Below are 23,467 nucleotides of genomic sequence, written 5' to 3' on the forward strand. Positions count from 1 at the left end.
CGCCCTGAACCATTCAGGGCGTTTTTTTAGTACCAGATCTTGCGAGGCAAACTGCTCACATTGGTATTGCTGTTGCTATTGGCATTGGCATTGGCGTTGCTGTTTTCGTTACTGATATTGATGTGGATGTCGGGCTGGCGATTGCCATTGAACTGGCCAAATCCCTGCCCCATTCCAAATACCGCCCCCATCAGTTGAAACGGCAACGCCAGTATCGGTATAAACATATGCACTCCTCAATATTCATCGTCAAAAGCCCCCTCTGAGTGGCAAGGCCGCCCGGATGGTTCCCGCTGCATCAGCGGTTATCGATCGAACGTAAAGAGTGCGGACAAAGGCCTGTAAGGCTGATGCCCCTCAATCACCGAGGCCTGCTGATAAGGCTTGGGCTGGGGAGGCAAGACAGGTCCCGTGGTTGGCCGGGAGGGATGACCGTGATTAAAGCCGGGCCGTCCATGACCAGGCTTCTGCGGTCGTGCCATATCAGCTTCTTTATTGCTGGCAGGAAATAAATTGCCCAACAGCGTCCCCAAGACCGCGCCTTTAAAAGCCGCCAGGGCAGACAAAATAAACATATGACACTCCATGAACTCAGTATTGAGGTGCCAGCACGACAGCCGTGCTGACATCCTCGCCTGTCAATCAGGCAAATCTGAGTGGAGTGACGCCTGCAAACGTTCCCAATGGGCGGGAACCGTTTGCATCCACATGTTAAGCGGCGTCCTTCCTGACCCTGAACCACGCCGCATACAACGCTGGCAGGAACAACAGCGTCAACGCCGTCGCCACAATCAACCCGCCCATGATCGCCACGGCCATCGGCCCGAAGAACACGCTGCGTGACAACGGGATCATCGCCAGTACCGCCGCCAGCGCGGTCAGCACGATCGGCCTGAAGCGTCGCACCGTCGCCTCGATAATCGCTTGCCAGGGCGCCAGGCCGGCCTTGATGTCCTGTTCGATCTGGTCCACCAGGATCACCGAGTTGCGCATGATCATCCCAGACAACGCGATGGTCCCCAGCATTGCCACAAAACCAAAGGGCTGACGGAACACCAGCAGGAACAGCGTCACCCCGATCAACCCCAGAGGCGCTGTAAGAAAGACCATCGCCGTGCGTGAGAAACTGCGCAGTTGCAACATCAGCAAGGTCAGCACCACCACGATAAACAGTGGCACGCCGGCCTTGACCGAGTTCTGCCCGCGGGCGGAATCCTCGACCGTACCGCCGACCTCCAACAGGTAACCGTCCGGCAGTTCAGCGCGCACGCCTTCCAGTGTCGGCAGGATCTGCTGCACCAGGGTTGCCGGCTGTTCCTTGCCGTAGATATCGGCGCGGATGGTCACGGTCGGCAGGCGATTGCGGTGCCAGATAATGCCTTCTTCAAAGCCATATTCCAGGGTCGCGATCTGCGACAGCGCCACGCTTTTGCCGTTGTCGGTCGGCACTGCCAGGCTTGGCAGCAACGACAGCTCGGTACGCTCGTGAACGGTGCCGCGCAGCAGGATTTCGATCAACTCGTTGTCCTCCCGGTACTGGCTGACGCTGGAACCGGTGAGGGAGCTCTGAAGGAATTTAGACAGGTTGGCAGTGCTCACGCCGAGGGCGCGAGCACGGTCCTGGTCAACGTTGAGGTAGACGATCTTGCTCGGTTCTTCCCAATCCAGGTGCACGTTGACCACGTGGGTATTTTCGCGAACCTTGGCCGCCACTTTCCGCGCCAGGGCCCGGACTTCTTCGATGTGTTCGCCCGTCACCCGGAACTGCACGGGGTAGCCAACGGGCGGACCGTTCTCAAGACGCGTGACCCGCGAGCGCAGGTCCGGGAACTGTTCGTTGAGGGTCTCGATCAGCCAGGTGCGCAGGCTTTCGCGCTCCTCGATGGTCTTGGCCAACACCACAAACTGGGCAAAGCTGGCGGCGGGCAATTGCTGGTCCAGCGGCAGGTAGAAACGTGGCGAGCCTGTGCCCACGTACGCCACGTAGTTTTCAATCCCCGCATGTTCCTTGAGCAGCGCTTCCAGGCGCTTGACCTGGTCCGCCGTGTTGCTCAAAGACGCGCCCTCAGCCAGTTTCAGGTCGACCATCAATTCCAGCCGCCCGGAAGCCGGGAAGAACTGCTGGGGCACAAAGCGGAACAGCGCCACCGAGCCGATAAACAGCAGCAGGGTCAGGACGATTACCGTCTTGCGCCGACGCACGCACCATTCCACCAGGCGTCTTACGCGCTGATAGAACGGTGTTCCGTAGGGATCCGGCCCATCGGCGCCATGCTTGGCCGCATGAATCTTCGCCAGGTCCGGCAGGAGCTTTTCCCCCAGGTACGGCACGAACACCACTGCCGCGACCCACGAGGCCAGCAGCGCGATGGTCACCACCTGGAAGATCGAGCGGGTGTATTCACCGGTGCTCGATTGCGCCGTGGCAATCGGCAGGAAGCCCGCCGCCGTAATCAGTGTGCCCGTGAGCATCGGGAAGGCCGTGCTGGTCCAGGCGAAACTGGCGGCCTTGAGCCGGTCGTAACCCTGCTCCATTTTGATCGCCATCATTTCCACGGCGATGATCGCATCATCCACCAGCAGGCCCAGTGCGAGCACCAACGCGCCGAGGGAGATTTTGTGCAGGCCGATGCCGAGGTAATACATGGTGGCAAAGGTCATGGCCAACACCAGCGGAATCGCCAGGGCCACCACCATGCCGGTGCGCACACCCAGGGAGAAGAAGCTCACCAGCAACACAATCGCCAGGGCCTCCGCCAGCACCTGGACGAATTCGCCCACACTGGTTTTCACTGCTGCCGGTTGGTCCGACACCTTGCGCAGCTCCATACCGGCAGGCAGGTTCTTCTGCAGGCGTGCGAATTCGCTTTCCAGGGCCTTGCCCAGCACCAGAATGTCGCCGCCATCGCGCATGGCCACGGCCAGCCCAATGGCATCGTCGCCCATGTAGCGCATGCGCGGTGCCGGCGGGTCGTTGAAGCCGCGGTGAATCTCGGCCACGTCGCCGATACGGAACGTGCGATCACCGACGCGGATCGGGAAGTCGCGGATTTCGTTAACGGTCTTGAAGTTGCCGGACACCCTTAACTGCACACGCTCGCTCGGGGTTTCAAAGAAGCCGGCGGTCGATACCGCGTTTTGTTCCTGCAATGCCTGTTGCACCGCGGCCAGCGGCAAGCCGAGGGTGGCGAGCTTGAGGTTGGACAGCTCGATCCAGATCTTCTCGTCCTGCAAACCCAGCAGTTCGACCTTGCCCACATCCGGCACCCGTTGCAGCTGAATCTGGATGCGGTCGGCGTAGTCCTTGAGCACAGCGTAGTCAAAGCCGTCGCCGGTCAACGCGTAGATATTGCCGAAGGTGGTGCCGAATTCATCGTTGAAAAACGGGCCCTGGATATCCGGCGGCAAGGTCTGGCGAATATCGCTGATCTTCTTGCGCACCTGGTACCAGAGGTCCGGGATCTGCGCGGAATGCATGGAGTCCCGGGCCATGAAGGTGACCTGGGATTCGCCGGGGCGCGAGAAGGACACGATGCGCTCGTAGTCGCCGGTCTCCATCAGTTTCTTTTCAATGCGCTCGGTGACCTGGCGCGAGACTTCCTGGGCAGTAGCACCCGGCCAGTTGGTCTTGATCACCATGGCCTTGAAGGTGAACGGCGGGTCTTCGCTTTGTCCCAGCTTGGTGTAGGACAAGGTACCTACCACTGCCAGCAGGATCATCAGGAACAGTACGATCTGGCGATTACGCAACGCCCATTCGGAAAGATTGAAACCCATCGGGGACTACTCCTTGGCCGCCAGGCTTACCACTCGGTTGGCGCGATCCACCGGGCGCACTTGCTGGCCCTCATGGAGTACATGCACACCGGCCGCAATCACCCAGTCGGTGGGGTTCAAGCCTTCCAGCACCGGCACGGTTTTCTCGCCAAAGGCACCGATCCGCACCGATGTGCGCTTGAGGGTGTTGTCGGGCTGCACCACCCAGACGTAGGACGCACCGTTCTCCGCGCTCAGGGCAGACAGCGGCACCGCCAGGGGAATCACGCCGTCAGCCTGTATGAAGACGCGAGCGCTCTGCCCCAGCTCCGCCGGCACCTTGCCGCCGGTGAAGGCGACGCGGGCGGCAAAGGTCCGCGACTTTGGATCGGCGGCGGGCGACAGCTCGCGGATGCGACCGTTAAAGCGCTGGTCAGGCTGACTCCACAGTTCCACGGACACCGGCTGGCCAATCTTGAAGCGCCCGAAGCTTTGCTCCGGCAGGCTGATCAGCACCTCCCGCTCGCCGTCGGTGGCCAGGGTGAATACGGTCTGGCCGGCCGACACCACCTGGCCCACTTCCACCGCACGCTTGGCGACCACGCCATCCTGGGGCGCGCGCAGCACGGCGTAGCCGGCCTGGTTATTGGCCACGTCGAATTCGGCCTTGATCTGCTTGAGGCGGGCTTCACCGGAACGGTAGAGGTTTTCGGAATTGTCGTACTGGGAACGGCTGACCATCTGACGGTCCATCAGGGTCTTGTAGCGATCACGCTCGGCGCGCACCAGGCTCAGGTTGGCTTCGGCGGCAGCGACCTGGGCGCGGGTAGCTTCCAGTTGCAGGCGCACGTCCTGGGGATCGAGTTCTGCCAGGGGCTGGTTGGCCTTGACGCGCTCGCCCTCCTCGACCAGCCGTCGGCTGACTTTGCCACCGATGCGAAAAGCCAGGTCGGGCTCATAACGGGCACGCACCTCGCCAGGGTAACTGTCTGAAGCCTGCGCCGAAGGCTCTGGCTGGACCACCATGGCCGGGCGGACGGTGGTTTGCGCCGCTTCTTCATGGCCACAGGCAGCCAACAGGAATAGCAAGCTGGCAGGCAACGCGAGTGGCAGGAAATAGCTGCGCATGCTGAAGGACCTTTCGCTAATGGTGCTAGGAATAATTATACTGGCCAGTATGTTATTAATACCAAACTCACCAGTCCAGTAATAAAGTGAAAATGTCCGACAATCCTGTAAACACCAATAGCCCCGGGCGTCCCAAGGACATGGCAAAACGCCAGGCGATCCTCGATGCGGCGAAAATCCTGTTTTTGAGTAATGGGTATGCCAGCACCAGCATGGATGCGGTGGCCGTGGAGGCCGGCGTGTCGAAACTGACCGTGTACAGCCATTTCACCGACAAGGAGACGCTGTTTTCGGCGGCGGTGGTTGCCAAGTGCGAAGAGCAGTTACCGGTGATGTATTTCGAGTTGCCGGAGGGCGTGCCGGTGGAGAAGGTGCTGCTCAATATCGCTCGCGGGTTTCATGTGCTGATCAATAGCGAGGAGTCGGTGAACCTGCATCGGTTGATGATGACCTCCGGGAGTCAGGATCCGAAGTTGTCGCAGATCTTTTTCGAGGCGGGGCCGATGCGTATGTTGCAGGGGATGGAGCGGCTGCTGAGCAAGATCGACCAGAGTGGCGCGCTGAGTATTCCCAAGCCGCTCACTGCCGCTGAGCACTTTTTTTGCTTGCTCAAGGGGACGGCGAATTTTTGCTTGTTGTATGGGTGCGGCGGGCAGTTGAGTGCCGAGGCGGCTGAGGAGCACGTGCAGGAGGTGGTTGGGTTGTTTATGCGGGCTTATCGGGCTTGATGTACATATCCGTTACTTCGGTAACGACTACTATTGGTTCCGCTCTTACAGCGGGTCACTTTTGGAAAAGAGCCCCAAAAGTAACCAAAAGGGCTCTTGCCCCACCACTCGGCACCTCGCCTAGGCTCGGTGTGCCCTCACTCCGGCTTTGGACCGTGGGCCGCCGCGATGGGCCATCCTTGGCCCAGCGCGGCTAACCCGGCGTCCTGCCGGGTTACCCACGCTCCAAAGCCTGCGTTCGGCCAGCGTGGTTTAACGGGGCGCCTAAGATCAAGATCAAAAGCAGATCAACAGCACAGCGGCCTACAGGCCGGCTTGAGTGGTGTGAAGCAAAGGCAAAATCAAAATCTACAGCGGGCACGGTCAAATGTGGGAGCTGGCTTGCCTGCGATGGCATCAACTGGGTGTACCTGAAAAACCGAGGTGTCTGCATCGCAGCGATGCGGCGACCCGACAAGCCAGCTCCCACAGAAAAGCAGAGCCGCAGCAGTTTCAGATTTGGTTTTCGCTTTGGCTTTGGCTTTGGCTTTGGCTTTTGATCTGGCTTCTACCACTCAAGCCGGCCTGTAGGCCGCTGTGCTCTTGCTTTTGATCTTGATCTGGCTCTGACTGCCCCAATAAGCCCGAGGCCGAACGCAGGGATTGAGGAGCGGGTAAACCGGCAGGACGCCGGTTTAGCCGCGACGGGGCAGGGACGCCCCGTCGCGGCGGCCCGCGGAGCAATGCCGGAGTGAGGGAACGCCGAGCCCTAGCGAGGCGCCGACAGGCGGGGCAGAGCCCTTTGCTTACTTTGGGGCTTTTCCAAAGTGAGTCGCTGTAAGAGCGAAACCATAAGCAGCCGTTACCTAAATAACGGATATGTACACCAAAAGCCCCTCAGGACTTCAGCGCCTTCTTAGGATAAATGTCATACCGACTGGACTTCCCATCCAACGCATGACTCGGCTTCACCCCCTCAATACAAGGCGCCTTACGCGGCCGCTTCACCACCACCCGATGACTGGCCAAAGCCAACGCAGCAGCAAGCAACGCCGGCGCGTCGGGATCATCCCCCACCAAAGGCCGAAACAACCGCATCTCCTTCTTCACCAACGCGGTCTTCTCCCGATGCGGAAACATCGGATCCAGATAGATCACCTGCGGCGGCTCCCCCTCCCAATCGCGCATCACCTCGATGGAATTGCCCTTGAGCAACTTCATCCGCGCCACAATCGGCGCCACTTCAAAATCCTCAGACCCACGCGCCAACCCATCTTCCAGCAAAGCGCCAATCAACGGCTGCCGCTCAATCAGGCTCATCTCGCAACCCAGGCTGGCCAGCACGAAAGCATCCTTGCCCAACCCCGCCGTAGCGTCCAACACCCGCGGCCGCACGCCCTGGGCCACGCCCACCGCCTTGGCAATCATCTGCCCGCTGCCGCCACCGTACAAACGCCGATGCGCCGCGCCACCTTCCACAAAATCCACCCGCACCGGCCCAGGTGCGTCAGGCCCCAACTGCTGCAGTTGCAGACCCTGCTCACCCACCTGCAAGGCAAAGTCCGCCTCATCCAGCTGCAAAGGCAACCCAAGCTGATCGGCCCACTGCCGGGCACGGGCCTGAAAACCTTCAGCCAAAGCCTCGACCCGAATGCGGCTGGCCGCTGGTTGTTCGCTCATCGCTGACTACGCTCAAAAATATTAAGGATCGGCAAAAAGCGGCCGATAAAAAAAAGGATCCGGCATTTTGCCAGAGCTGAGCGACGATCGAGAGAAATGTCAGACATTCCTTCGCTATTCACCGGTGTACTGCCGACCCACAACCACTTCGGCCTGCGCAATACCCAAGCGCTGGCCGGCGTCAGTCATGTGTGGCAGGACTTCTTCGCCCAGGCGTTGGCCGAACAGCTCGGTGACACGCCGGGCGCGCTCGCCAAGTCCCCGGCGAAACCTGTGGATCCCTCGGTTGAACCCAGCGAAGGCAGTGACCTGCTGTCGCAGATCGTCACCCAGCGCGCGTGCGACGTAAAAGACACCGAGATCGCCCCGCCCGAACCGCTGTTCCTGCCCATTGCCGAATTTGAACTGGAACTGCTGCCACCGGCACCGCCACCGTACCCGGCGGAAGAAGTGGTCGCCCAGCAGAAGCAGCAAAATTTCGAAAGCGGCTGGGTGCGCCCGATCGTCCTGACCGCCGGGCAACCGCTGCCCGAGCCCGGCCCGGCGCCGCAGCCACGGCCACTGCATTTGCCCATTGCCGAATTCGAGCTGGACCTGCTGCCACCACCGCCGCCGCCGTTCCCGGCAGAAGCGTTGGTTGAGCAACAAAAAGCCTTGGACTTCGACAGCCGCTGGGCTCGTCCATTGATCCTCCACAACCTGCGCCTGGCAGCCTGACCCTCAGCGACACACCCACCAACGCCCCATATCCATATGAAAGTGATTACGGTGGGCGGCGTTGTAATCAGGGCTCAACACCACGTTGAAATCCTTACAGGCGCCGTCGCGTACTTGCCGCAGGAAACGTGCCCCCTCGCCATCACCCGGCCAATCCTTGAGCACATTGAGGGTGCGCCCGTCCGCCAGGCGAAACCCAGCGATATCCAAGGCATTGGCCGACGCGTGCTCGCTGAGTCGCCCATTGGCGCGGTTGTAAATAGTGCGACAGGCAAAGCTCCCCAGGTGATCGACCCGTGTCACCGCCTGGCCAAATACCGCCTGGGCCGCCGGTTGCAGGCTGTGGCGCTCGAACAGGGCAAACGCCACGGCCAACGGGCAACTGGCGAGAAAACTGCTGCTTAGCCCGACGTCCGCGCCTTGCACGCGCAAGGTGTTGCGCAGCGGGCAGGCAGCGTCAGCGGGGCTGTCCGCCTGATGGGTAACGCGCAAACCGGAGGTTTTCAGCACCTGGTCACATAACGCAGGGTCATCCTGCAGACGCCCGAGTTTGAACCGGGTCAACAGGTTCGGGCTTGCGCGCACGTCCAGCGGCGCCCACGGGTTCCACTCATCCGGCAGCGGCACCCAGCCCCGCCACACGCCGAGAAGCAGGCCACCGGCTAACGCGAGCAGCACCCCCACCACCTTGAGAAACCGCACGCGGCCTTATCCCTTGAACAGTTGATTGGCCTGACTGAACGGCATCGAGCGCTCGGTGAAGGTAAACGTGCCCAATTCATGAACCTCCTGGGCGGCCCTGAAGAACTCCCCATAAGCCGCCAGAGCCATGGCCGAGCCGACGCTGATGCGCTTGACGCCCATCTCGCTCAACTGCGCCACGCTGAGTTTCAGCGCACCGGACATCAGGATATTCACGGGCTTGGGCGCTACCGCCTTCACCACCGCCAGCACTTCCTCAGCACTGCGCAGGGCCGGTGCATAGAGCACGTCGGCACCGGCTTCGGCGTAGGCCTGCAGGCGGCGGATGGTGTCGGGCAAATCCAGACGACCATGCAGAAGGTTTTCTGCGCGGGCAGTCAGGGTGAAGGGGAACGGCAAGCTGCGGGCAGCGGCGACGGCGGCTTCAACGCGCTCGACGGACAGATCAAACGGATAGATCGGGTCGACGGCAATGCCGGTGGCATCTTCGATGGAGCCACCCACAATCCCGGTGGCGGCGGCGCGCAGGATGGTTTCGGCGCAACCTTGCGGCGTGTCGCTGAAGCCGTTCTCCAGGTCGGCGGCGACAGGCAGCGAGGTTGCCTGGACGATCGCCCCCGCATTGCCCAGGGTGTCTTCAAGGGACAACGCACCTTCGGCATCCGGGCGGCCCAGGCTGAAGGCAAAGCCGGCGCTGGTGGTGGCCAGGGCTTCGAACCCCAGGCTGGCGAGCATCTTTGCGGAACCGGCATCCCACGGATTGGGCATCACGAAGGCACGGTCACGCTCATGCAAGGCCTTGAAGGTTTCGGCGCGAAGGGTTTGGGCATCCATGACTGACTCCTGTCGGGAAAAGGAGTCCTAGAGTAACCCCAGTTGCTCCGCTGCGGGTTCTCGATGCAGCGTGGGCAATGCCGGCAAGCCGGGCAACCGCGCCATCAACTGGTCGTGAAAGCGCAGGGCCAGTTGGGCGGCCAGGCGATTGTCGGAGGTGTGCAGAAAGATGTAGGGCGTACGGCCCTCTTCGATCCAGCCGGCGACCTTTTCGACCCAGGGCACCAGGAACGGGTCATTGGCTTCCAGCTCCGGATGGCCAATAAACCGTACTTGCGGAAACTGCGTCAGCGCCGCCGGACGAGGTGGCACCTTGGGCTTTTTCGATTGGGCGTGCAGCACGGCGGCCGAGGTGGACGTGCAACTGAACAGCGCCCGCGGGTCCAGGCAGATGCGCTCGACACCGCGATCACGCAGCAAACGGTTGAGGCTGCGCTCGGCATCGCCCTTGGCGAAGAAATCCAAGTGCCGCACTTCCACCGCCAACGGTCGCTCCAGCCCGTCGATAAACCCGGCCAACTCACCCAGGCGTTGCGGGGTAAAACTGGCTGGCAGTTGCAGCCACAATGGCGAAATGCGTTCGCCCAGCGGGCTCATCAACCCCAGAAAACTTTCCGCCGCCGGCAGTTGCTCAATCAAGTTGCCGCTGTGGCTGATGTCACCCGGAAACTTCGCGGTGAACCGAAAATGTTCGGGCATGATTTCAGCCCAGCGTTGCACGGTGGCGACGGAGGGACGGGCATAGAACGTGGTGTTGCCCTCAACGGCGTTGAAGACATGGGAATACAGGGCGAGGTAATCGCTGGAGCGGGCGTCGGCGGGATACAGGTATTCGCGCCAGGCGTTTTCACTCCAGGACGGGCAACCGAGGTAGTAAGGCAACTGCATCAGATATGGATATCGAGACCCAGCACTTCCATATCCCATTCGACAAAGCCGGCGGTGGTCAGGTAGCTGGCCAGGGCAGTGGCGACGTTTTTGCTCATGGAGCGGGGGAAGACCATGTCTTGCTGGCGGGCCGGTACACCGCTGATACGTTCGCCGCTGGAGCCTTGGGAACGAGCTGAAACCGCCGTTGAGTCGGACTGGATTTCAACAAAGTCGGGGGAGTCTTCGACGGAGTCGTCTACCGTCACGTTCGCCTTGCGAGGCTTACGCTTGAGGGGGTAGGACTGTGATGAAAAGCCGTCTATACGCATGCATGCGAACTCGGTATCGGTGATGGCATTTTAGTGGCGCTTCTCAAGGCGCGCAAATGCTCTGGTGATAACTAGAACACATAATTTGAAAAAGGTTTAAAAGCAGGGGCAAATTCTGACGATTGGTGATTTTCAGCTGAATTTGCCCGCACTTTTGACGTCAAATAATCCCGCGTTCGGCCTTGGTCTGCGCCACTTTATCGCGCAGGTACACAGGGGCGGCCTGGTCGGCGGGAATGGCTTCGCCCCGCTCCCAGGCAAAACGTGCCAGGGTCAGCAAGTCTTCGGCATGGGGCAGCATCCCGGCATCCTGGCCGGCAAGCGTCACGCCAACGCGTTCGCCGTAACCCCAGCCGGTGCCAGCACCGAACCAGTCGCCGCTGGCATCAGCCGGCAAAGCGGCCGTTTCAGGCGACAGGACGGCTTCAGCGCCGATCAAACGCATCTCGCCGGCGGTTTCGCGGTAGCAGCCCCAATACACTTCGTCCATGCGCGCATCGATGGCCGCGGCGACCTGGTTCGCGCCGTGCTCGCGAAACGCCCGCTGCGCCAACACGGCCAGGTTGGACACTGGCAACACCGGACGCTCCAGCGCAAACGCCAGGCCCTGGACCACCCCGATGGCGATACGCACACCGGTAAAGGCGCCCGGGCCACGGCCGAATGCAATGGCGTCCACCGCCGACAAGGTAGTGCCCGCCTCCAGCAGCAGTTGCTTGATCATCGGCAACAGCTTCTGCGCGTGCAGGCGCGGGATCACCTCGTAGTGGCTCGTGACCTTGCCATCGTGCAGCAGGGCAACGGAGCAAGCTTCAGTCGCGGTGTCCAGGGCCAGCAAGGTGCTCATCGGTGTATGCATCCACGTTGAAAAAAAGTGCGCCAGTATAAACAACAACGGCCCGCAAGCGGGCCGTTGTGTAGGAGCAAACTTGCTCGCCAGTTGAGCATCAGCTCAACGCTTGCAGTACCTTGCCGGTGATGGACTCGACCGAGCCAACACCTTCGATGTGGCTGTACTTCGGTTTGCCCTGGGCATCGGCCAGCTTCTGGTAGAAGTCCACCAGTGGCTTGGTCTGGGAATGGTAGACCGACAGGCGATGACGCACGGTTTCTTCGGTGTCGTCCTTACGCTGCACCAGGTCTTCGCCGGTGATATCGTCTTTGCCGGCCACTTTCGGCGGGTTGTAGACGATGTGGTAAACGCGGCCCGAGGCTTCGTGAACACGACGACCGGCAATACGCTGCACGATTTCTTCGTCTTCAACGGCGATTTCCACCACGTTGTCCAGCTCGACGCCAGCTTTCACCAGGGCTTCAGCCTGGGGAATGGTGCGTGGGAAACCGTCGAACAGGAAACCGTTCTTGCAGTCGTCCTGGCTGATGCGTTCCTTGACCAGGTTGATGATCAGGTCATCGGAGACCAGGCCGCCGCTGTCCATCACGCTCTTGGCGATCAGGCCCAGTTCGGTGCCGGCCTTGACCGCTGCACGCAGCATGTCGCCGGTGGAGATTTGTGGAATGCCGAATTTTTCAGTGATGAACTTTGCCTGAGTACCTTTACCGGCCCCGGGAGCTCCCAGCAGAATGACGCGCATCGATGTGCTCCTCAATTTTTTATAGAGATGACGCTCGGATTCGCCGCGTGGGGCCAATCTCGGAAATTTTGGGTCCAGGCCGCACAACCGGCCAAAGGCTGATCAAGATACACAGCAGGCCCAAACCACACAAGCCGCCGAAAGTAGGAGAAACCCGCGCCGCGCTGGCTTTATAGGCGGGTACAACCCCGACAGCAAAACGCCGGTCGCCAATTTTACGGCGACCGGCGCGGTGTGTCTGCAAGCTATTGAGAACACGCCATAAATGTCAGCCGGTATTGCGCAAACCGGCCGCAATACCGGCCACAGACACCAGTAGCGCCTGTTCCAGAGGGCTGTCCTGTGCCGCTTCCTGTTGCCGCGATCGGGCCAGCAATTCGGCCTGCAGCAGGTGCAACGGGTCGAGGTAGGTGTTGCGCAGGCGGATGAACTCAAGCGTATCGGGGCTATGGGCCAGCAGTTGCGACTGACCGGTCAGGCCAAGCACCACACTGCACGCCTGCGACAATAGGTCGCGTAAGTGCGCGCCCAATGGCAGCAGATCGGGCTGCACCAGACGCTCGTCATACAGGCGCGCGATATCGGCGTCGGCCTTGGCCAGGACCATTTCCAGCATATCGATGCGGGTGCGGAAGAACGGCCACTGCTCGCGCATCTGCCCCAGCAACTCGCCTTCGCCACGCTCCAGGGCCTTGCTCAACGCGGCCTCCCAGCCGAGCCAGGCCGGCAGCATCAGGCGCGTTTGGGTCCAGCCGAAGATCCACGGGATCGCCCGCAGGCTCTCGATACCACCGGCGCGGCGCTTGGCCGGACGACTGCCCAGGGGCAAGCGTCCCAATTCCTGCTCCGGGGTGGACTGGCGGAAATACTCGACGAACTGCGGATTTTCCCGCACCACGGCGCGGTAAGCACTGACGCCATCGGCAGCCAATTCGTCCATCAAATGGCGCCAGGCCGGTTCCGGTGGAGGTGGAGGCAGCAAGGTCGCCTCCAGCACCGCCGCCAGGTACAGGTTGAGGTTTTGCTCGGCGATGTCCGGCAGGCCGAACTTGAAGCGGATCATTTCGCCTTGTTCAGTGGTACGGAAACGCCCCGCCACCGAGCCCGGTGGCTGCGACAGAATCGCCGCGTGAGCCGGGCCGCCGCCACGGCCCACGGTGCCACCGCGACCGTGGAACAACAGCAGTTCAACTTGTTGTTCACGGCAGATTTCCACCAACCGTTCCTGAGCCCGGTATTGCGCCCAGGCGGCGGCAGTAGTGCCGGCGTCCTTGGCCGAATCCGAGTAACCGATCATCACTTCCTGCGGGCCTTGCAAGCGCGAGCGATAGCCCGGCAACAGCAGCAGTTTCTCGATCACCGGCCCTGCGTTGTCCAGGTCAGCCAGGGTCTCGAACAACGGCACCACGCGCATCGGCCGTTGTACGCCGGACTCCTTGAGCAGCAATTGCACGGCCAACACATCCGACGCGGCCCCGGCCATGGAGATGACATAGGAACCCAGGGATGCGGCCGGTGCGGCGGCGATTTCCTTACAGGTGTTCAGCACTTCGGCGGTGTCTGCCGAGGGTTTGAAGTAACCCGGCAACAACGGTCGACGGTTGGCCAGCTCCTTCATGAGGAAGCTGATGCGCGCCTCTTCGTCCCACTCCTCATAGCGGCCGAGGCCCAGGTAATCGGTGATTTCGGTCATGGCCGCACAGTGGCGGGACGAATCCTGGCGCACGTCGAGGCGCACCAGGAACAGCCCAAACGTGACCGCCCGACGCAGGCAATCCAGCAGCGGGCCGTCGGCAATCACACCCATGCCGCAGGCGTGCAGCGACTGGTAGCACAGCTCCAGCGGGTCGAGCAGCTCGCGGTTGTTTTGCAGCACATCGGCAGGTGCCGGCGTGGGGCTGGTCAACGAGGTGTGAGCCCACTGGCGGGTGGCACGCAGGCGTTCACGCAACTGCTTGAGCAGCGCCCGGTAGGGCTCCACGCTGTCACCCACCTTCGCCTGCAACGCCGGGCTGGCCTGCTGCATCGACAACTCGGAAGCGAGCTGGTCGATATCGCGCAAGTAAAGGTCCGCCGCCATCCAGCGCGCCAGCAGCAACACCTCGCGGGTCACCGGCGCGGTGACGTTGGGGTTGCCGTCACGGTCGCCGCCCATCCAGGACGCGAAGCGGATCGGTGCGGCTTCCAGGGGCAGGCGCAAGCCCGTGGCGGCGTGCAGGGCGTGATCGGCCTTGCGCAGATAATTCGGAATCGCGTGCCACAGCGAATGCTCGATCACCGCAAAGCCCCACTTGGCTTCATCGACCGGTGTGGGCCGGGTGCGGCGGATTTCTTCGGTGTGCCAGGCTTCGGCAATCAGGCGTTGCAGGCGATCGCGGATCTGCTCGCGCTCGGCGGTGGTGAGGTCGCGGTGATCCTGCAGGGCCAGTTGGGCGGCAATGGCGTCGTATTTCTGGATCAGGGTACGGCGGGCGACTTCGGTGGGGTGGGCAGTGAGCACCAGCTCGATTTCCAACCGGCCCAACTGGCGTGCCAGGGACTCGCTGCTGTGGCCTTCGCTCTGCAAGCGCGCCAGCAGTTCCGGCAGCACGCGCGACTCAAAAGGCGCAGGCGTTGATTCATCACGGCGGTGGATCAACTGATACTGCTCGGCGATGTTGGCCAGGTTGAGAAACTGATTGAAGGCCCGCGCCACCGGCAGCAGTTCGTCTTCTTTCAGTTGATTGAGGCTGGCGCTCAGCTCTTCGCCGGCGACCTGCTCGGAGGCCGCGCCACGGCGGTCGGCTTTGGCGCCTTTACGGATCTGCTCGATCTTGTCGAGGAATTCATCGCCGTACTGCTCTCGAATCGTGTTGCCCAACAGCTCACCCAGCAGGTGAACATCCTCACGCAAACGTGCATCGATATCGCTCATCAGCCAATCTCCAGCAGAAAATCCGGGACGCTTTGATCTTCAAGAGTGCCGCCCACGGCGGCGTCTTACAAGGAACTTTAAACCTTGTGAGTTGCAGCTAGTCTCAACAGTAAGCCGCAGCGTTATCCGCGCTGGTCGGCTGGTCACTCATCATCGCCCGCCTACCGTGGGCTCCATTGAGGTTGCCATGAAAATCCGAGAACTGGCCCAGCATTGGGAAGAGAACGCCAAGGGTCGCCTGACCAAAACCGAATACGCCATCCATCTGGACGTAGAAGCCGCTGCCAGGCTGGCGGCGATCTCCGAAATGTACCCCAAACGCCATACCGAAGAACTGCTCGGCGAATTGATCGGCGCAGCCCTTGAAGAGCTGGAAGCGAGCTTTCCCTACATCAAGGGCAAGCAGGTCATTGCCACGGATGAGGAAGGCGATCCGCTCTACGAAGACGTCGGCCCTACGCCGCGTTTTCTGACGCTGTCACGGCGTTATCTGCACGATTTGTCAGCTCAATCCGACAAGCAAAAACACTGATCTACCTCCGCTAAAAAATCGCCACCCCAGGTATTCCGGGCCTCCCAGAGGCCCGGGATACCCCTGCGCATCGCAAAAGTTCCAACTTTTAAACGCTGACCGTTCAGTCAAATATTTTTTTAGGCAAATCGCCATCTTCGCTGAACTATTCAAAAAAGCCTCCGGTCACAGTCAGTAAGCCATCACTTGGAACAGCCGTTTGAAAGGCGTCCTGAGCCTTACCGCCGGACCCCGCACTCACTGCACACCGGAGATGGATTTTGATGTTTTTCAGGAGTTACCTAATGGAGTTGAAGACGATGAAGACCAGCACTGCCAAAACCTCGTTTAACCACCTGCGCGGGCTTAAATTGGCCGCGCTGGCAATCGGCACCAGCTTCGTTCTGGCTGGCTGCGCCGGCAACCCACCGACTGAGCAATACGCAGTGACCCAATCTGCGGTCAACAGCGCCGTCAGCGCCGGTGGTACCGAGTTCGCAGCCGTGGAGATGAAGTCGGCTCAGGACAAACTGAAACAAGCCGAAATCGCCATGCACGACAAGAACTATGACGAGGCCCGTCGCCTGGCCGAACAAGCCGAGTGGGACGCTCGCGTAGCAGAGCGTAAAGCCCAGGCTGCCAAGGCCGAACAGGCTGTGAAGGATTCCCAGAAAGCTGTTCAGGAGCTGCGTCAGGAAGGCATGCGCCCGGCTGTGATCAAACCACAGCAATAACCCGCAGCCCCTGATTGCATTGCACCCGAAACCGAATTGAAAGGACGACACGACTATGCGTAAACAATTGATGATCCCTGCCCTGCTGGCGATGAGCGTTGCTCTGGCGGCTTGCTCCACCCCGCCGAACCAGAACCTGGAAAACGCTCGGACCAACTTCTCGGCCCTGCAAGCCAACCCGCAAGCCACCAAAGTAGCGGCGCTGGAAACCAAAGATGCCAGCGAATGGCTGGACAAGGCTGACAAGGCCTACCGCGACAAGGAAGACCAGAAGAAAGTCGACCAGCTGGCCTACCTGACCAACCAGCGCGTTGAAGTGGCCAAGGACACCATCGTCCTGCGTGAGTCCGAAGCCAAGCTGAAAAACGCCGGCGACGAACGTGCCCGCGCCCTGCTGGAAGCCCGCGACGCGCAGATCAAGCAACTGCAAGACAGCTTGAACGCCAAGCAAACCGATCGCGGTACCCTGGTGACCTTTGGTGACGTGCTGTTCGCCACCAACAAGTCCGACCTGAAATCCAGCGGCCTGGTGAACATCACCAAGCTGGCGCAGTTCCTGCGCGACAACCCGGACCGCAAAGTGATTGTTGAAGGCTACACCGACAGCACCGGTTCCGACTCCTACAACCAGAGCCTGTCCGAGCGCCGTGCCGCGTCCGTACAACGTGCACTGGCCAATCAGGGTGTGGATATCTCGCGCATCGTGACCCAGGGCTATGGCAAGGAATACCCGGTTGCCGATAACAGCAGCGTTTCGGGCCGTGCCATGAACCGCCGCGTTGAAGTGACCATCTCCAACGACAACCAGCCGGTCAAGCCACGTTCGTCCGTGCAATAACCGACTGATTGATACCGCGGCACAAAGCCCCGCCTGTTTTTACAGGCGGGGCTTTTCATTTCAACCGAAGTTGACTGGGTTGTTGTTCTCTTGGGGCATCATGTTCTGGAGGTTTGGCTGCTGCTGATCCATGGAGCCCTGATCGCCACCCCCACCGCCACCACTTCCCTGAGAGCCGCCCGCACCCCCTGCTGCAGCCAGCAGCTGCTCCAGGAGTCGCTTCATCTCTTCAGGGTTCATCTTGCCCTGTTGGCCACCCTCGACCCCACTCCCCACCATGTTGCCGAAGTCACCAAGGCCGCTGCCGCCACCAAACCCGCCTATGCCACCAATATTCATATCGATACTCCGCAAGAATTAAAAGTCATTCATCAGTGATGCTGACAATTCAATCAGTGGTTTCGTACGCAATATGGTTCCAGAAATTACTGAGCGGCCCAATCGATGGGTCAGTGCGTGTCATTCCTGCAATTGCGGTGTTTCCTGGCCCATGCAGCGCACTGCCTGTTTCTTGCTGTTTACCAGCACGCCCGTCAGGCCTTTCTGTTCGGTGTCAAACAGCACCAGCACGCCGTCGACACATTGCGCCACTTGCGCAGCCGGGGTCAGGGAGATTTTGTAGTCCTCGCCCGGCACAGTCTTGAGCATGGTGAAGTCGCTGAGCAGCAACGCATCCTCGGGCTTGGCGAAATGCAAATAGCCGTAGTACCACAGGCAGCCGACGGTGCCGATGATGGTGCCGATACCGGTGAGGATCAGGGGGATCATGTTGCGTTCTTCGCTCATTGCGGGTTCTCTGCGTTGGAATTCGGGGCCGCCGGGTAATTGGGGATTTCCCCCAGGCGGCGCAGCCCGTTGAAATGCTGCGGGTCGTCGAGGTAGCGCAGCATCACGGTTTGCCAGGTCTTGTCGGCAAAGGTCTGCACATGGCCACCCCGGGTCAGCTGCAGCACCCTCGGTGGCGGCGCAGCCTGATACAGGCGAATGCCGTTGGACAACGGCACGATCGGGTCATCGAGGCTGTGGAACAACAGTTTCGGCACGCCGGTCAGTTGGGGCATGGCGTTGATCGCACTGTCGGCGTCCGGCACCAGCCACGACAACGGCACCTGGAACGGCCATGTTAACCAGGAGGTGCTGAGTGCAAATTGTCCTACGTCACGATAACTGGCCGGCGCACCGTCCAGCACCAGCGCCTTGAGCTGCGGCTGACGCTCGGGATGGGCGGCCAGATAGTGCACCACCAGCGCACCGCCCAGGCTTTGGCCGAGCACGATCAACGGCTGGCCCTGGGTTTCGGGAGCGTTGTCGATCCACTTGAAGGCCGCGTCGATGTCCTGATAGACCGCCGGCAGCGAAGGTTCACCTTCGGACAGGCCGTAACCGCGATAGTCCACCAACAGCACTTGATAGCCCTGCTCCGGCAACCACCAACTGCCACCGAGGTGCCAGGCGAGATTGCCGCCATTGCCGTGCAGGTGCAGCACCGTGCCCTTGAGCGGCACGCCAGCCTTGGCCGGCAGCCACCACGCGTGCAGCTTGAGGCCATCGGCGGTGGTCAGCGTGACGTCACGGTAGTGCAGGCGGGCCTTTTCCGGGGTGAACGGCAAGCCGCGCTCCGGGTAGAACAGCAGGGAGCTGCAGCCGTTCAGGGTCAGTAGCAGGCACAGAATGCCGAGGATTCTCATCCGTTGAAGCCTCGTGAATGGGTTGGAAAACAGCCCCATGGCTGATGAAGATCAACTGTGGGAGCTGGCTTGCCTGCGATAACGGTGTTGGACTCACCATCGTCATCGCAGGCAAGCCAGCTCCCACAGTTTGACCGAGTTCTTTCAGGGAAATCCCTCAAAGGATATTGGAGTAATCCGCCTCGATCCGGTCCAGGCTCAAATGATTGAGGAAGTTGGAGAAACACATCCACGCCGCCAACGCATTCATGTCACGGAACTGGTCCGGCAGGTATTTGGGCGGCACCACCAGGCCTTCGTCCACCAGTTGGCGCAGGGTGCGCATGTCTTCAAGCGTGGTCTTGCCGCAGAACAGCAGCGGCACTTGTTCCAGCTTGCCTTTGCGCACCGCCAACTGAATGTAGTTGTAAACCATGATAAAGCCCTTGAGGTAGGACAAATCCTTGGTAAACGGCAGGCCCGTAGGGGTCGACCCACGGAAAACCCGGCTGGCGTTGCCGTAGCTTTCCGCCATCTCAAAGCCCTGCTCGCGAAAGAATTCGAACACCTGCAGGAAGTCGGCACCCTGCTCCACCATATGAATGGCGCGGGTGCGGTTGGTCAGTTTGCGCAAGCGGCTGGGGTAGGAGGCGAACGTGATGATTTCCATCAGGATCGCCAGGCCTTCCTGGGTCACCGTCGACGAGGGCGGGCCCTTGGACAGGAAGGTGCAGATCGGCTGGTTCTGGCCATTGAGGGTGGTGCCCACATGCACCAGGCCTTCATGGACTTCCAGGGCGCGCACGTCACGGTCGTTGAACATCGCGTCAGCGCGGATCTTGATGTAGTCGGCGCCTGCCGCCGCATCCGCCACGATACCGTCGGACTCGAATACCCGGATGGTTTCCTCGGCCTCGCCGAACACCTTGTTCAAGCGGCTTTGCAGCAGGTTGACGGCGTCCTTGGCGGTCAGGGTCTTGGCTTCGTCCTTGAGGTCGCCACGGCCGTCGATATTGTTCAGGTAGTCCGACATCATCAGGCCGAGGTCGGCCAGGGTCGGGTCACCGGCGTGGAACGCATCGGAGGCGGCGCCGTACAGCTCCTGGGAGATCAGGCCGAAATCCTCGGTGCCGCGCGCTTCGAGCATGCGCACCACCATGCGGTATTCCTTGCACATGCGCCGCATGATCTGCCCGACCGGGTTGAACTGGCCAAGCTGGCGGGTGATGTCACGCTCGATGTTCTGGAATTCCAGCTTCACCGCGCTGGAATCGAACGACAGCGGCCGATTCAGGTAGTAGTCGCGGTCCACCGCGGGCATTTCCTTGCCCTTGCCCTTGAGGAATCCCTGGCGAATATTTTCGTCCCACTTCACGGCGTCCAGGACGCGAATCGGTGTTTGCGCCAGCACAATGCGATCGGACAAGGTGCGTATCGTCTGCTGGTAATCGTCCACCCGGTGCTTCCTCTTTAAACGTTATTTGCCCGCACGCTGGTAGCGCACGGCTTCGACGAACACGTCGGCGTTGGCCGGGTTATCCAGGTAGTCAAACACCCGAGCCAGGGGGCTATCGACCAGCACACCGGCGCCTTCGACGGTTTCGACAGTGGTGCCGCTCAAGGCCTTCTGCCCGATAGCCTGGTGGACCTGATCCAGGTCGAGGTTGTAGACCACCAGTTCGTGTTCATCATTCAATTCGAACCCGGCGAGGATGTAATGCCCGCCGAATTTGGCCGGCAACGGCGCCGACAAATACCAGCGGCTGCCATGCCGGGAAACCGTGAACAGGTATTCATCCCGCTGGCCCGGTTTGGCTTTAGGGTAGCTCACGGCTTTGTAGCGATGCTCGCCAACGCGGCTGATTTGCAGGTTGAGCGGCTCGCCCCAGGCATTTTTGCTGGCCCATTTGCCCAACAGCGCATCAGGCGCCGCCTCGCTGGCCGGCAGCGGGTCCTTGAAGGTCACCAGGCAACCGCTGAGCAACAGGAACGACAAGGCGATCACGACGACACGCCAGGCTTTCATTGGACAATCCCCTGTGTCAGACCGAAGCCAACACCAAATGCATGTAACGCTTGAGGATCTCAAGCATTTCTTCGCTGGTCAGAGGCTCTGCCCCGCCCAACAGGCCCTGATATTCCATCCGACCGATAATCGCCGTCAACACTTTGGCATCCTGTTGCGGCTCGCGTGAACCCAATACCTGGAAAAACTGGCAAGTGCCCTGTAGCAGGATTTGCTGGTGGGAGCGCACCAGGTCGGCCAGGCGCGGGTTCAGCAGCGCCTCCTGGCGAAACGCCTGCTCGGCCATCAGGTGCTCGCGACGGTTGAGCAATTGGCGTTGCACGTAATCGGCGGTCAGGCGCGCGATGTCATCGGCCAGTTGCGAGCGCGACTGCGGGCTGCCGTCGCCATACGCGACCATCTCCCGCAGCAGGCCCTCGTTACGCACCCACAACTTGCCCATGAACGCCGCGCTGCGTTCCACGTATTGGGCGAAGGTGTCGGTGAGCAGGTCATCGATGTCCTTGAAGTAATAGGTGGTGGCCGACAACGGTACCCCGGCCTCTGCCGCCACCGCGCGATGACGCACGGCACGCACACCCTCACGCACCACGATGCGCATCGCCGCATCGAGAATGTCTTGCCTGCGTTGCTCACTGCCCCGGCGACTGGCCTTGCGGCCCTGGTACTGAACACTTTCAGCCACGGCAGCGGCAATGCCGGCGGCACCCTTTTGAGCCATTACGCGGTTCACGACGGATCTTCCTCCACAGTGTGACGCGGAGCGTCACGGGCTGCATTCCCACGCGGAACGTGGGAACGATCACCTGGCGCTGTTTACTTGACGCTTATAAACGCCACATAAAAAAGCCGCCTTATAAAAGGCGGCTTCGGATTTCGCTACGGTTACGCTTGTGGCCGCATGTGCGGGAACAAGATCACGTCACGGATCGACGGTGAGTTGGTCAACAACATCACCAACCGGTCGATGCCGATACCTTCACCGGCCGTTGGCGGCATGCCGTACTCCAAGGCGCGAACGAAGTCGGCGTCGTAGTGCATCGCCTCGTCGTCACCGGCGTCCTTGTCGGCCACCTGGGCCATGAAGCGCTCGGCCTGGTCTTCCGCGTCGTTAAGCTCGGAGTAGGCGTTGGCGATTTCGCGGCCGCCAATGAACAGCTCGAAACGGTCGGTGACGTTCGGGTTGTCATCGTTGCGACGGGCCAGCGGCGACACTTCGAACGGGTACTGGGTAATGAAGTGCGGCTGTTCCAGCTTGTGCTCCACCAGTTCTTCGAAAATCATCACCTGCAATTTGCCCAGGCCTTCGAAGCCCAGCACCTTGGCACCGGCCTTCTTGGCGATGGCACGGGCCTTGTCGATGTCGTTCAGGTCGTCAGCGGTCAACTCAGGGTTGTACTTGAGGATCGAATCGAACACCGACAGGCGCACGAACGGCTCGCCGAAGTGGAACACCTTGTCGCCGTACGGCACGTCGGTGCTGCCCAGGACCAGCTGCGCCAGCTCGCGGAACAGCTCTTCGGTCAGGTCCATGTTGTCTTCATAGTCGGCGTAGGCCTGGTAGAACTCCAACATGGTGAATTCAGGGTTGTGACGAGTCGAAACGCCTTCGTTACGGAAGTTGCGGTTGATCTCGAACACTTTTTCGAAGCCGCCGACAACGAGACGCTTGAGGTACAGCTCAGGCGCGATACGCAGGAACATTTCCATGTCCAGCGCGTTGTGGTGGGTTTCGAATGGCTTGGCTGCTGCACCACCCGGGATGGTTTGCAGCATCGGCGTTTCCACTTCCAGGAAGTCGCGCTTCATCAGGAAGCTGCGGATGTGCGCAATGACCTGCGAACGCACGCGGAAGGTCTGGCGCACTTCTTCGTTGACGATCAGGTCAACGTAGCGCTGGCGATAGCGCTGCTCGGTGTCGGTCAGGCCGTGGTGCTTGTCCGGCAGCGGGCGCAGGGATTTGGTCAGCAGGCGCACGCTGGTCATTTCGACGTACAGGTCGCCCTTGCCGGAACGGGCCAGGGTGCCTTCGGCGGCAATGATGTCGCCCATGTCCCAGGTTTTTACCGAGGCCAGGGTTTCTTCGGACAGGGTTTTACGGTTGACGTAGACCTGGATGCGACCGGTCATGTCCTGGATCACCATGAACGAGCCACGGTTGAGCATGATGCGACCGGCAACCTTGACCGGGATTGCAGCCTCTGCCAGCTCTTCCTTGGTCTTGTCCGCGTACTGTTTCTGCAAGGCATCGCAGTAGTTTTCGCGGCGGAAGTCGTTCGGGAAGGCGTTGCCCTTGGCGCGCTCGGCAGCAAGCTTTTCCTTGCGCAGGGCGATCAGGGAGTTTTCTTCCTGTTGCAGGGCCTGGTCGAGTTGTTGGTCGCTCATGTCTTTAATTTTCCATCAGGTTCGTTGTCCCCGGCCTGCGGCCGGGGATCGCCGGCAAGCCGGCTCCTACAAGG

24 protein-coding genes are annotated in these 23,467 nt (G+C 60.8%); 5 read left to right on the forward strand and 19 right to left on the reverse strand.

From position 1 onward, the window contains the following. Positions 1-26: 26 nt before the first annotated feature. The 4 genes from P3C29_RS20890 to P3C29_RS20905 all read right to left on the reverse strand — a co-directional run bounded on the left by P3C29_RS20890 (position 27) and on the right by P3C29_RS20905 (position 4,884). Entirely contained in the window at positions 27-227 is a 201-nt protein-coding gene (locus P3C29_RS20890; protein WP_275965327.1) for a hypothetical protein, read from the reverse strand. 78 nt (positions 228-305) lie between these two features. Further along, the gene (locus P3C29_RS20895) at positions 306-575 is read right to left on the reverse strand and encodes a hypothetical protein (RefSeq protein WP_275965328.1); all 270 of its coding nucleotides are present in this window, start codon (positions 573-575) and stop codon (positions 306-308) included. Between the two features lie 136 nt (positions 576-711). Further along, positions 712-3,777 carry an efflux RND transporter permease subunit gene (locus P3C29_RS20900; protein WP_275965329.1) on the reverse strand — a complete coding sequence of 1,022 codons (3,066 nt, stop codon included), beginning with the start codon at positions 3,775-3,777 and terminating at the stop codon, positions 712-714. A gap of 6 nt (positions 3,778-3,783) precedes the next feature. After that, positions 3,784-4,884 (reverse strand): efflux RND transporter periplasmic adaptor subunit, encoded by a 1,101-nt coding sequence (locus P3C29_RS20905; RefSeq protein ID WP_275965330.1) that lies wholly within the window; start codon positions 4,882-4,884, stop codon positions 3,784-3,786. A 92-nt stretch (positions 4,885-4,976) separates the two neighbouring features. Here P3C29_RS20905 and P3C29_RS20910 point away from each other — a divergent pair, with 92 nt between their 5' ends. Continuing rightward, positions 4,977-5,612, forward strand: a complete 636-nt coding sequence (locus P3C29_RS20910) for a TetR/AcrR family transcriptional regulator (RefSeq protein ID WP_275965331.1) — start codon at positions 4,977-4,979, stop codon at positions 5,610-5,612. 876 nt (positions 5,613-6,488) lie between these two features. Here P3C29_RS20910 and P3C29_RS20915 read toward each other — a convergent pair. Beyond that, on the reverse strand, positions 6,489-7,271 hold the full coding sequence (locus tag P3C29_RS20915) for a class I SAM-dependent methyltransferase (protein ID WP_275965332.1): 783 nt from the start codon (positions 7,269-7,271) through the stop codon (positions 6,489-6,491). 96 nt (positions 7,272-7,367) lie between these two features. Here P3C29_RS20915 and P3C29_RS20920 point away from each other — a divergent pair, with 96 nt between their 5' ends. Then, on the forward strand, positions 7,368-7,988 hold the full coding sequence (locus P3C29_RS20920; protein WP_275965333.1) for an energy transducer TonB: 621 nt from the start codon (positions 7,368-7,370) through the stop codon (positions 7,986-7,988). Positions 7,989-7,991: 3 nt separating this feature from the next. Here P3C29_RS20920 and P3C29_RS20925 read toward each other — a convergent pair whose 3' ends face one another. The 7 genes from P3C29_RS20925 to ppc all read right to left on the reverse strand — a co-directional run bounded on the left by P3C29_RS20925 (position 7,992) and on the right by ppc (position 15,232). Continuing rightward, on the reverse strand, positions 7,992-8,690 hold the full coding sequence (locus P3C29_RS20925) for an extensin family protein (RefSeq protein WP_275965334.1): 699 nt from the start codon (positions 8,688-8,690) through the stop codon (positions 7,992-7,994). A gap of 6 nt (positions 8,691-8,696) precedes the next feature. Further along, positions 8,697-9,524 (reverse strand): isocitrate lyase/phosphoenolpyruvate mutase family protein, encoded by an 828-nt coding sequence (locus P3C29_RS20930; RefSeq protein WP_010176781.1) that lies wholly within the window; start codon positions 9,522-9,524, stop codon positions 8,697-8,699. Between the two features lie 27 nt (positions 9,525-9,551). Beyond that, positions 9,552-10,412: a DUF72 domain-containing protein gene (locus P3C29_RS20935; RefSeq protein WP_275965335.1), complete on the reverse strand. Its 861-nt coding sequence runs from the start codon at positions 10,410-10,412 to the stop codon at positions 9,552-9,554. Then, complete coding sequence (locus tag P3C29_RS20940) at positions 10,412-10,723, reverse strand: hypothetical protein (RefSeq protein ID WP_010176783.1); 312 nt, start codon at positions 10,721-10,723, stop codon at positions 10,412-10,414. The genes P3C29_RS20935 and P3C29_RS20940 overlap by 1 nt, the downstream gene beginning before the upstream one ends. Positions 10,724-10,883: 160 nt before the next feature. Next, positions 10,884-11,570: a tRNA (adenosine(37)-N6)-threonylcarbamoyltransferase complex dimerization subunit type 1 TsaB gene (tsaB, locus tag P3C29_RS20945; RefSeq protein WP_275965336.1), complete on the reverse strand. Its 687-nt coding sequence runs from the start codon at positions 11,568-11,570 to the stop codon at positions 10,884-10,886. 100 nt (positions 11,571-11,670) lie between these two features. After that, positions 11,671-12,318, reverse strand: coding sequence for an adenylate kinase (adk, locus tag P3C29_RS20950; protein WP_010176785.1), 648 nt, complete (start codon positions 12,316-12,318; stop codon positions 11,671-11,673). 268 nt (positions 12,319-12,586) lie between these two features. Continuing rightward, entirely contained in the window at positions 12,587-15,232 is a 2,646-nt protein-coding gene (gene ppc / locus P3C29_RS20955) for a phosphoenolpyruvate carboxylase (RefSeq protein WP_010176786.1), read from the reverse strand. Positions 15,233-15,419: 187 nt separating this feature from the next. Here ppc and P3C29_RS20960 point away from each other — a divergent pair, with 187 nt between their 5' ends. From P3C29_RS20960 to P3C29_RS20970, 3 genes are all read left to right on the forward strand, one after another. Then, positions 15,420-15,764 carry a hypothetical protein gene (locus P3C29_RS20960; RefSeq protein ID WP_010176787.1) on the forward strand — a complete coding sequence of 115 codons (345 nt, stop codon included), beginning with the start codon at positions 15,420-15,422 and terminating at the stop codon, positions 15,762-15,764. A gap of 284 nt (positions 15,765-16,048) precedes the next feature. Continuing rightward, entirely contained in the window at positions 16,049-16,477 is a 429-nt protein-coding gene (locus tag P3C29_RS20965) for a DUF4398 domain-containing protein (protein WP_010176788.1), read from the forward strand. Positions 16,478-16,532: 55 nt separating this feature from the next. After that, on the forward strand, positions 16,533-17,315 hold the full coding sequence (locus P3C29_RS20970) for an OmpA family protein (protein WP_201121595.1): 783 nt from the start codon (positions 16,533-16,535) through the stop codon (positions 17,313-17,315). A gap of 60 nt (positions 17,316-17,375) precedes the next feature. Here P3C29_RS20970 and P3C29_RS20975 read toward each other — a convergent pair whose 3' ends face one another. The 7 genes from P3C29_RS20975 to lysS form a co-directional block, all read right to left on the reverse strand. Further along, a complete protein-coding gene (locus P3C29_RS20975) occupies positions 17,376-17,654 on the reverse strand; it encodes a hypothetical protein (protein WP_275965337.1) in 279 nt (92 codons plus the stop codon). Between the two features lie 120 nt (positions 17,655-17,774). Next, a complete protein-coding gene (locus P3C29_RS20980) occupies positions 17,775-18,101 on the reverse strand; it encodes a hypothetical protein (RefSeq protein WP_024073792.1) in 327 nt (108 codons plus the stop codon). After that, positions 18,098-19,003, reverse strand: a complete 906-nt coding sequence (locus P3C29_RS20985) for an alpha/beta hydrolase (RefSeq protein ID WP_275965338.1) — start codon at positions 19,001-19,003, stop codon at positions 18,098-18,100. Before P3C29_RS20985 ends, P3C29_RS20980 begins: the two co-directional genes overlap by 4 nt. 157 nt (positions 19,004-19,160) lie before the next feature. Next, positions 19,161-20,438, reverse strand: coding sequence for a flavohemoglobin expression-modulating QEGLA motif protein (locus P3C29_RS20990; protein WP_010176791.1), 1,278 nt, complete (start codon positions 20,436-20,438; stop codon positions 19,161-19,163). A 21-nt stretch (positions 20,439-20,459) separates the two neighbouring features. Beyond that, positions 20,460-21,008, reverse strand: coding sequence for a hypothetical protein (locus tag P3C29_RS20995; RefSeq protein WP_201121598.1), 549 nt, complete (start codon positions 21,006-21,008; stop codon positions 20,460-20,462). A 16-nt stretch (positions 21,009-21,024) separates the two neighbouring features. Continuing rightward, positions 21,025-21,741 (reverse strand): TetR family transcriptional regulator, encoded by a 717-nt coding sequence (locus P3C29_RS21000; protein WP_029616163.1) that lies wholly within the window; start codon positions 21,739-21,741, stop codon positions 21,025-21,027. Between the two features lie 152 nt (positions 21,742-21,893). Beyond that, on the reverse strand, positions 21,894-23,393 hold the full coding sequence (gene lysS / locus P3C29_RS21005) for a lysine--tRNA ligase (protein ID WP_275965339.1): 1,500 nt from the start codon (positions 23,391-23,393) through the stop codon (positions 21,894-21,896). Positions 23,394-23,467: the final 74 nt, after the last annotated feature.

This window comes from Pseudomonas sp. 1912-s (genome assembly GCF_029269205.1).
Lineage (GTDB): Bacteria > Pseudomonadota > Gammaproteobacteria > Pseudomonadales > Pseudomonadaceae > Aquipseudomonas.

Coding starts and splice junctions, on each gene's coding strand:
- P3C29_RS20890 (WP_275965327.1), bottom strand. CDS start 227: ATGTTTATACCGATACTGGCGTTGCCGTTTCAACTGATGGGGGCGGTA.
- P3C29_RS20895 (WP_275965328.1), bottom strand. CDS start 575: ATGTTTATTTTGTCTGCCCTGGCGGCTTTTAAAGGCGCGGTCTTGGGG.
- P3C29_RS20900 (WP_275965329.1), bottom strand. CDS start 3,777: ATGGGTTTCAATCTTTCCGAATGGGCGTTGCGTAATCGCCAGATCGTA.
- P3C29_RS20905 (WP_275965330.1), bottom strand. CDS start 4,884: ATGCGCAGCTATTTCCTGCCACTCGCGTTGCCTGCCAGCTTGCTATTC.
- P3C29_RS20910 (WP_275965331.1), top strand. CDS start 4,977: ATGTCCGACAATCCTGTAAACACCAATAGCCCCGGGCGTCCCAAGGAC.
- P3C29_RS20915 (WP_275965332.1), bottom strand. CDS start 7,271: ATGAGCGAACAACCAGCGGCCAGCCGCATTCGGGTCGAGGCTTTGGCT.
- P3C29_RS20920 (WP_275965333.1), top strand. CDS start 7,368: ATGTCAGACATTCCTTCGCTATTCACCGGTGTACTGCCGACCCACAAC.
- P3C29_RS20930 (WP_010176781.1), bottom strand. CDS start 9,524: ATGGATGCCCAAACCCTTCGCGCCGAAACCTTCAAGGCCTTGCATGAG.
- P3C29_RS20935 (WP_275965335.1), bottom strand. CDS start 10,412: ATGCAGTTGCCTTACTACCTCGGTTGCCCGTCCTGGAGTGAAAACGCC.
- P3C29_RS20940 (WP_010176783.1), bottom strand. CDS start 10,723: ATGCGTATAGACGGCTTTTCATCACAGTCCTACCCCCTCAAGCGTAAG.
- tsaB (WP_275965336.1), bottom strand. CDS start 11,570: ATGAGCACCTTGCTGGCCCTGGACACCGCGACTGAAGCTTGCTCCGTT.
- adk (WP_010176785.1), bottom strand. CDS start 12,318: ATGCGCGTCATTCTGCTGGGAGCTCCCGGGGCCGGTAAAGGTACTCAG.
- ppc (WP_010176786.1), bottom strand. CDS start 15,232: ATGAGCGATATCGATGCACGTTTGCGTGAGGATGTTCACCTGCTGGGT.
- P3C29_RS20960 (WP_010176787.1), top strand. CDS start 15,420: ATGAAAATCCGAGAACTGGCCCAGCATTGGGAAGAGAACGCCAAGGGT.
- P3C29_RS20965 (WP_010176788.1), top strand. CDS start 16,049: ATGGAGTTGAAGACGATGAAGACCAGCACTGCCAAAACCTCGTTTAAC.
- P3C29_RS20970 (WP_201121595.1), top strand. CDS start 16,533: ATGCGTAAACAATTGATGATCCCTGCCCTGCTGGCGATGAGCGTTGCT.
- P3C29_RS20975 (WP_275965337.1), bottom strand. CDS start 17,654: ATGAATATTGGTGGCATAGGCGGGTTTGGTGGCGGCAGCGGCCTTGGT.
- P3C29_RS20980 (WP_024073792.1), bottom strand. CDS start 18,101: ATGAGCGAAGAACGCAACATGATCCCCCTGATCCTCACCGGTATCGGC.
- P3C29_RS20985 (WP_275965338.1), bottom strand. CDS start 19,003: ATGAGAATCCTCGGCATTCTGTGCCTGCTACTGACCCTGAACGGCTGC.
- P3C29_RS20995 (WP_201121598.1), bottom strand. CDS start 21,008: ATGAAAGCCTGGCGTGTCGTCGTGATCGCCTTGTCGTTCCTGTTGCTC.
- lysS (WP_275965339.1), bottom strand. CDS start 23,393: ATGAGCGACCAACAACTCGACCAGGCCCTGCAACAGGAAGAAAACTCC.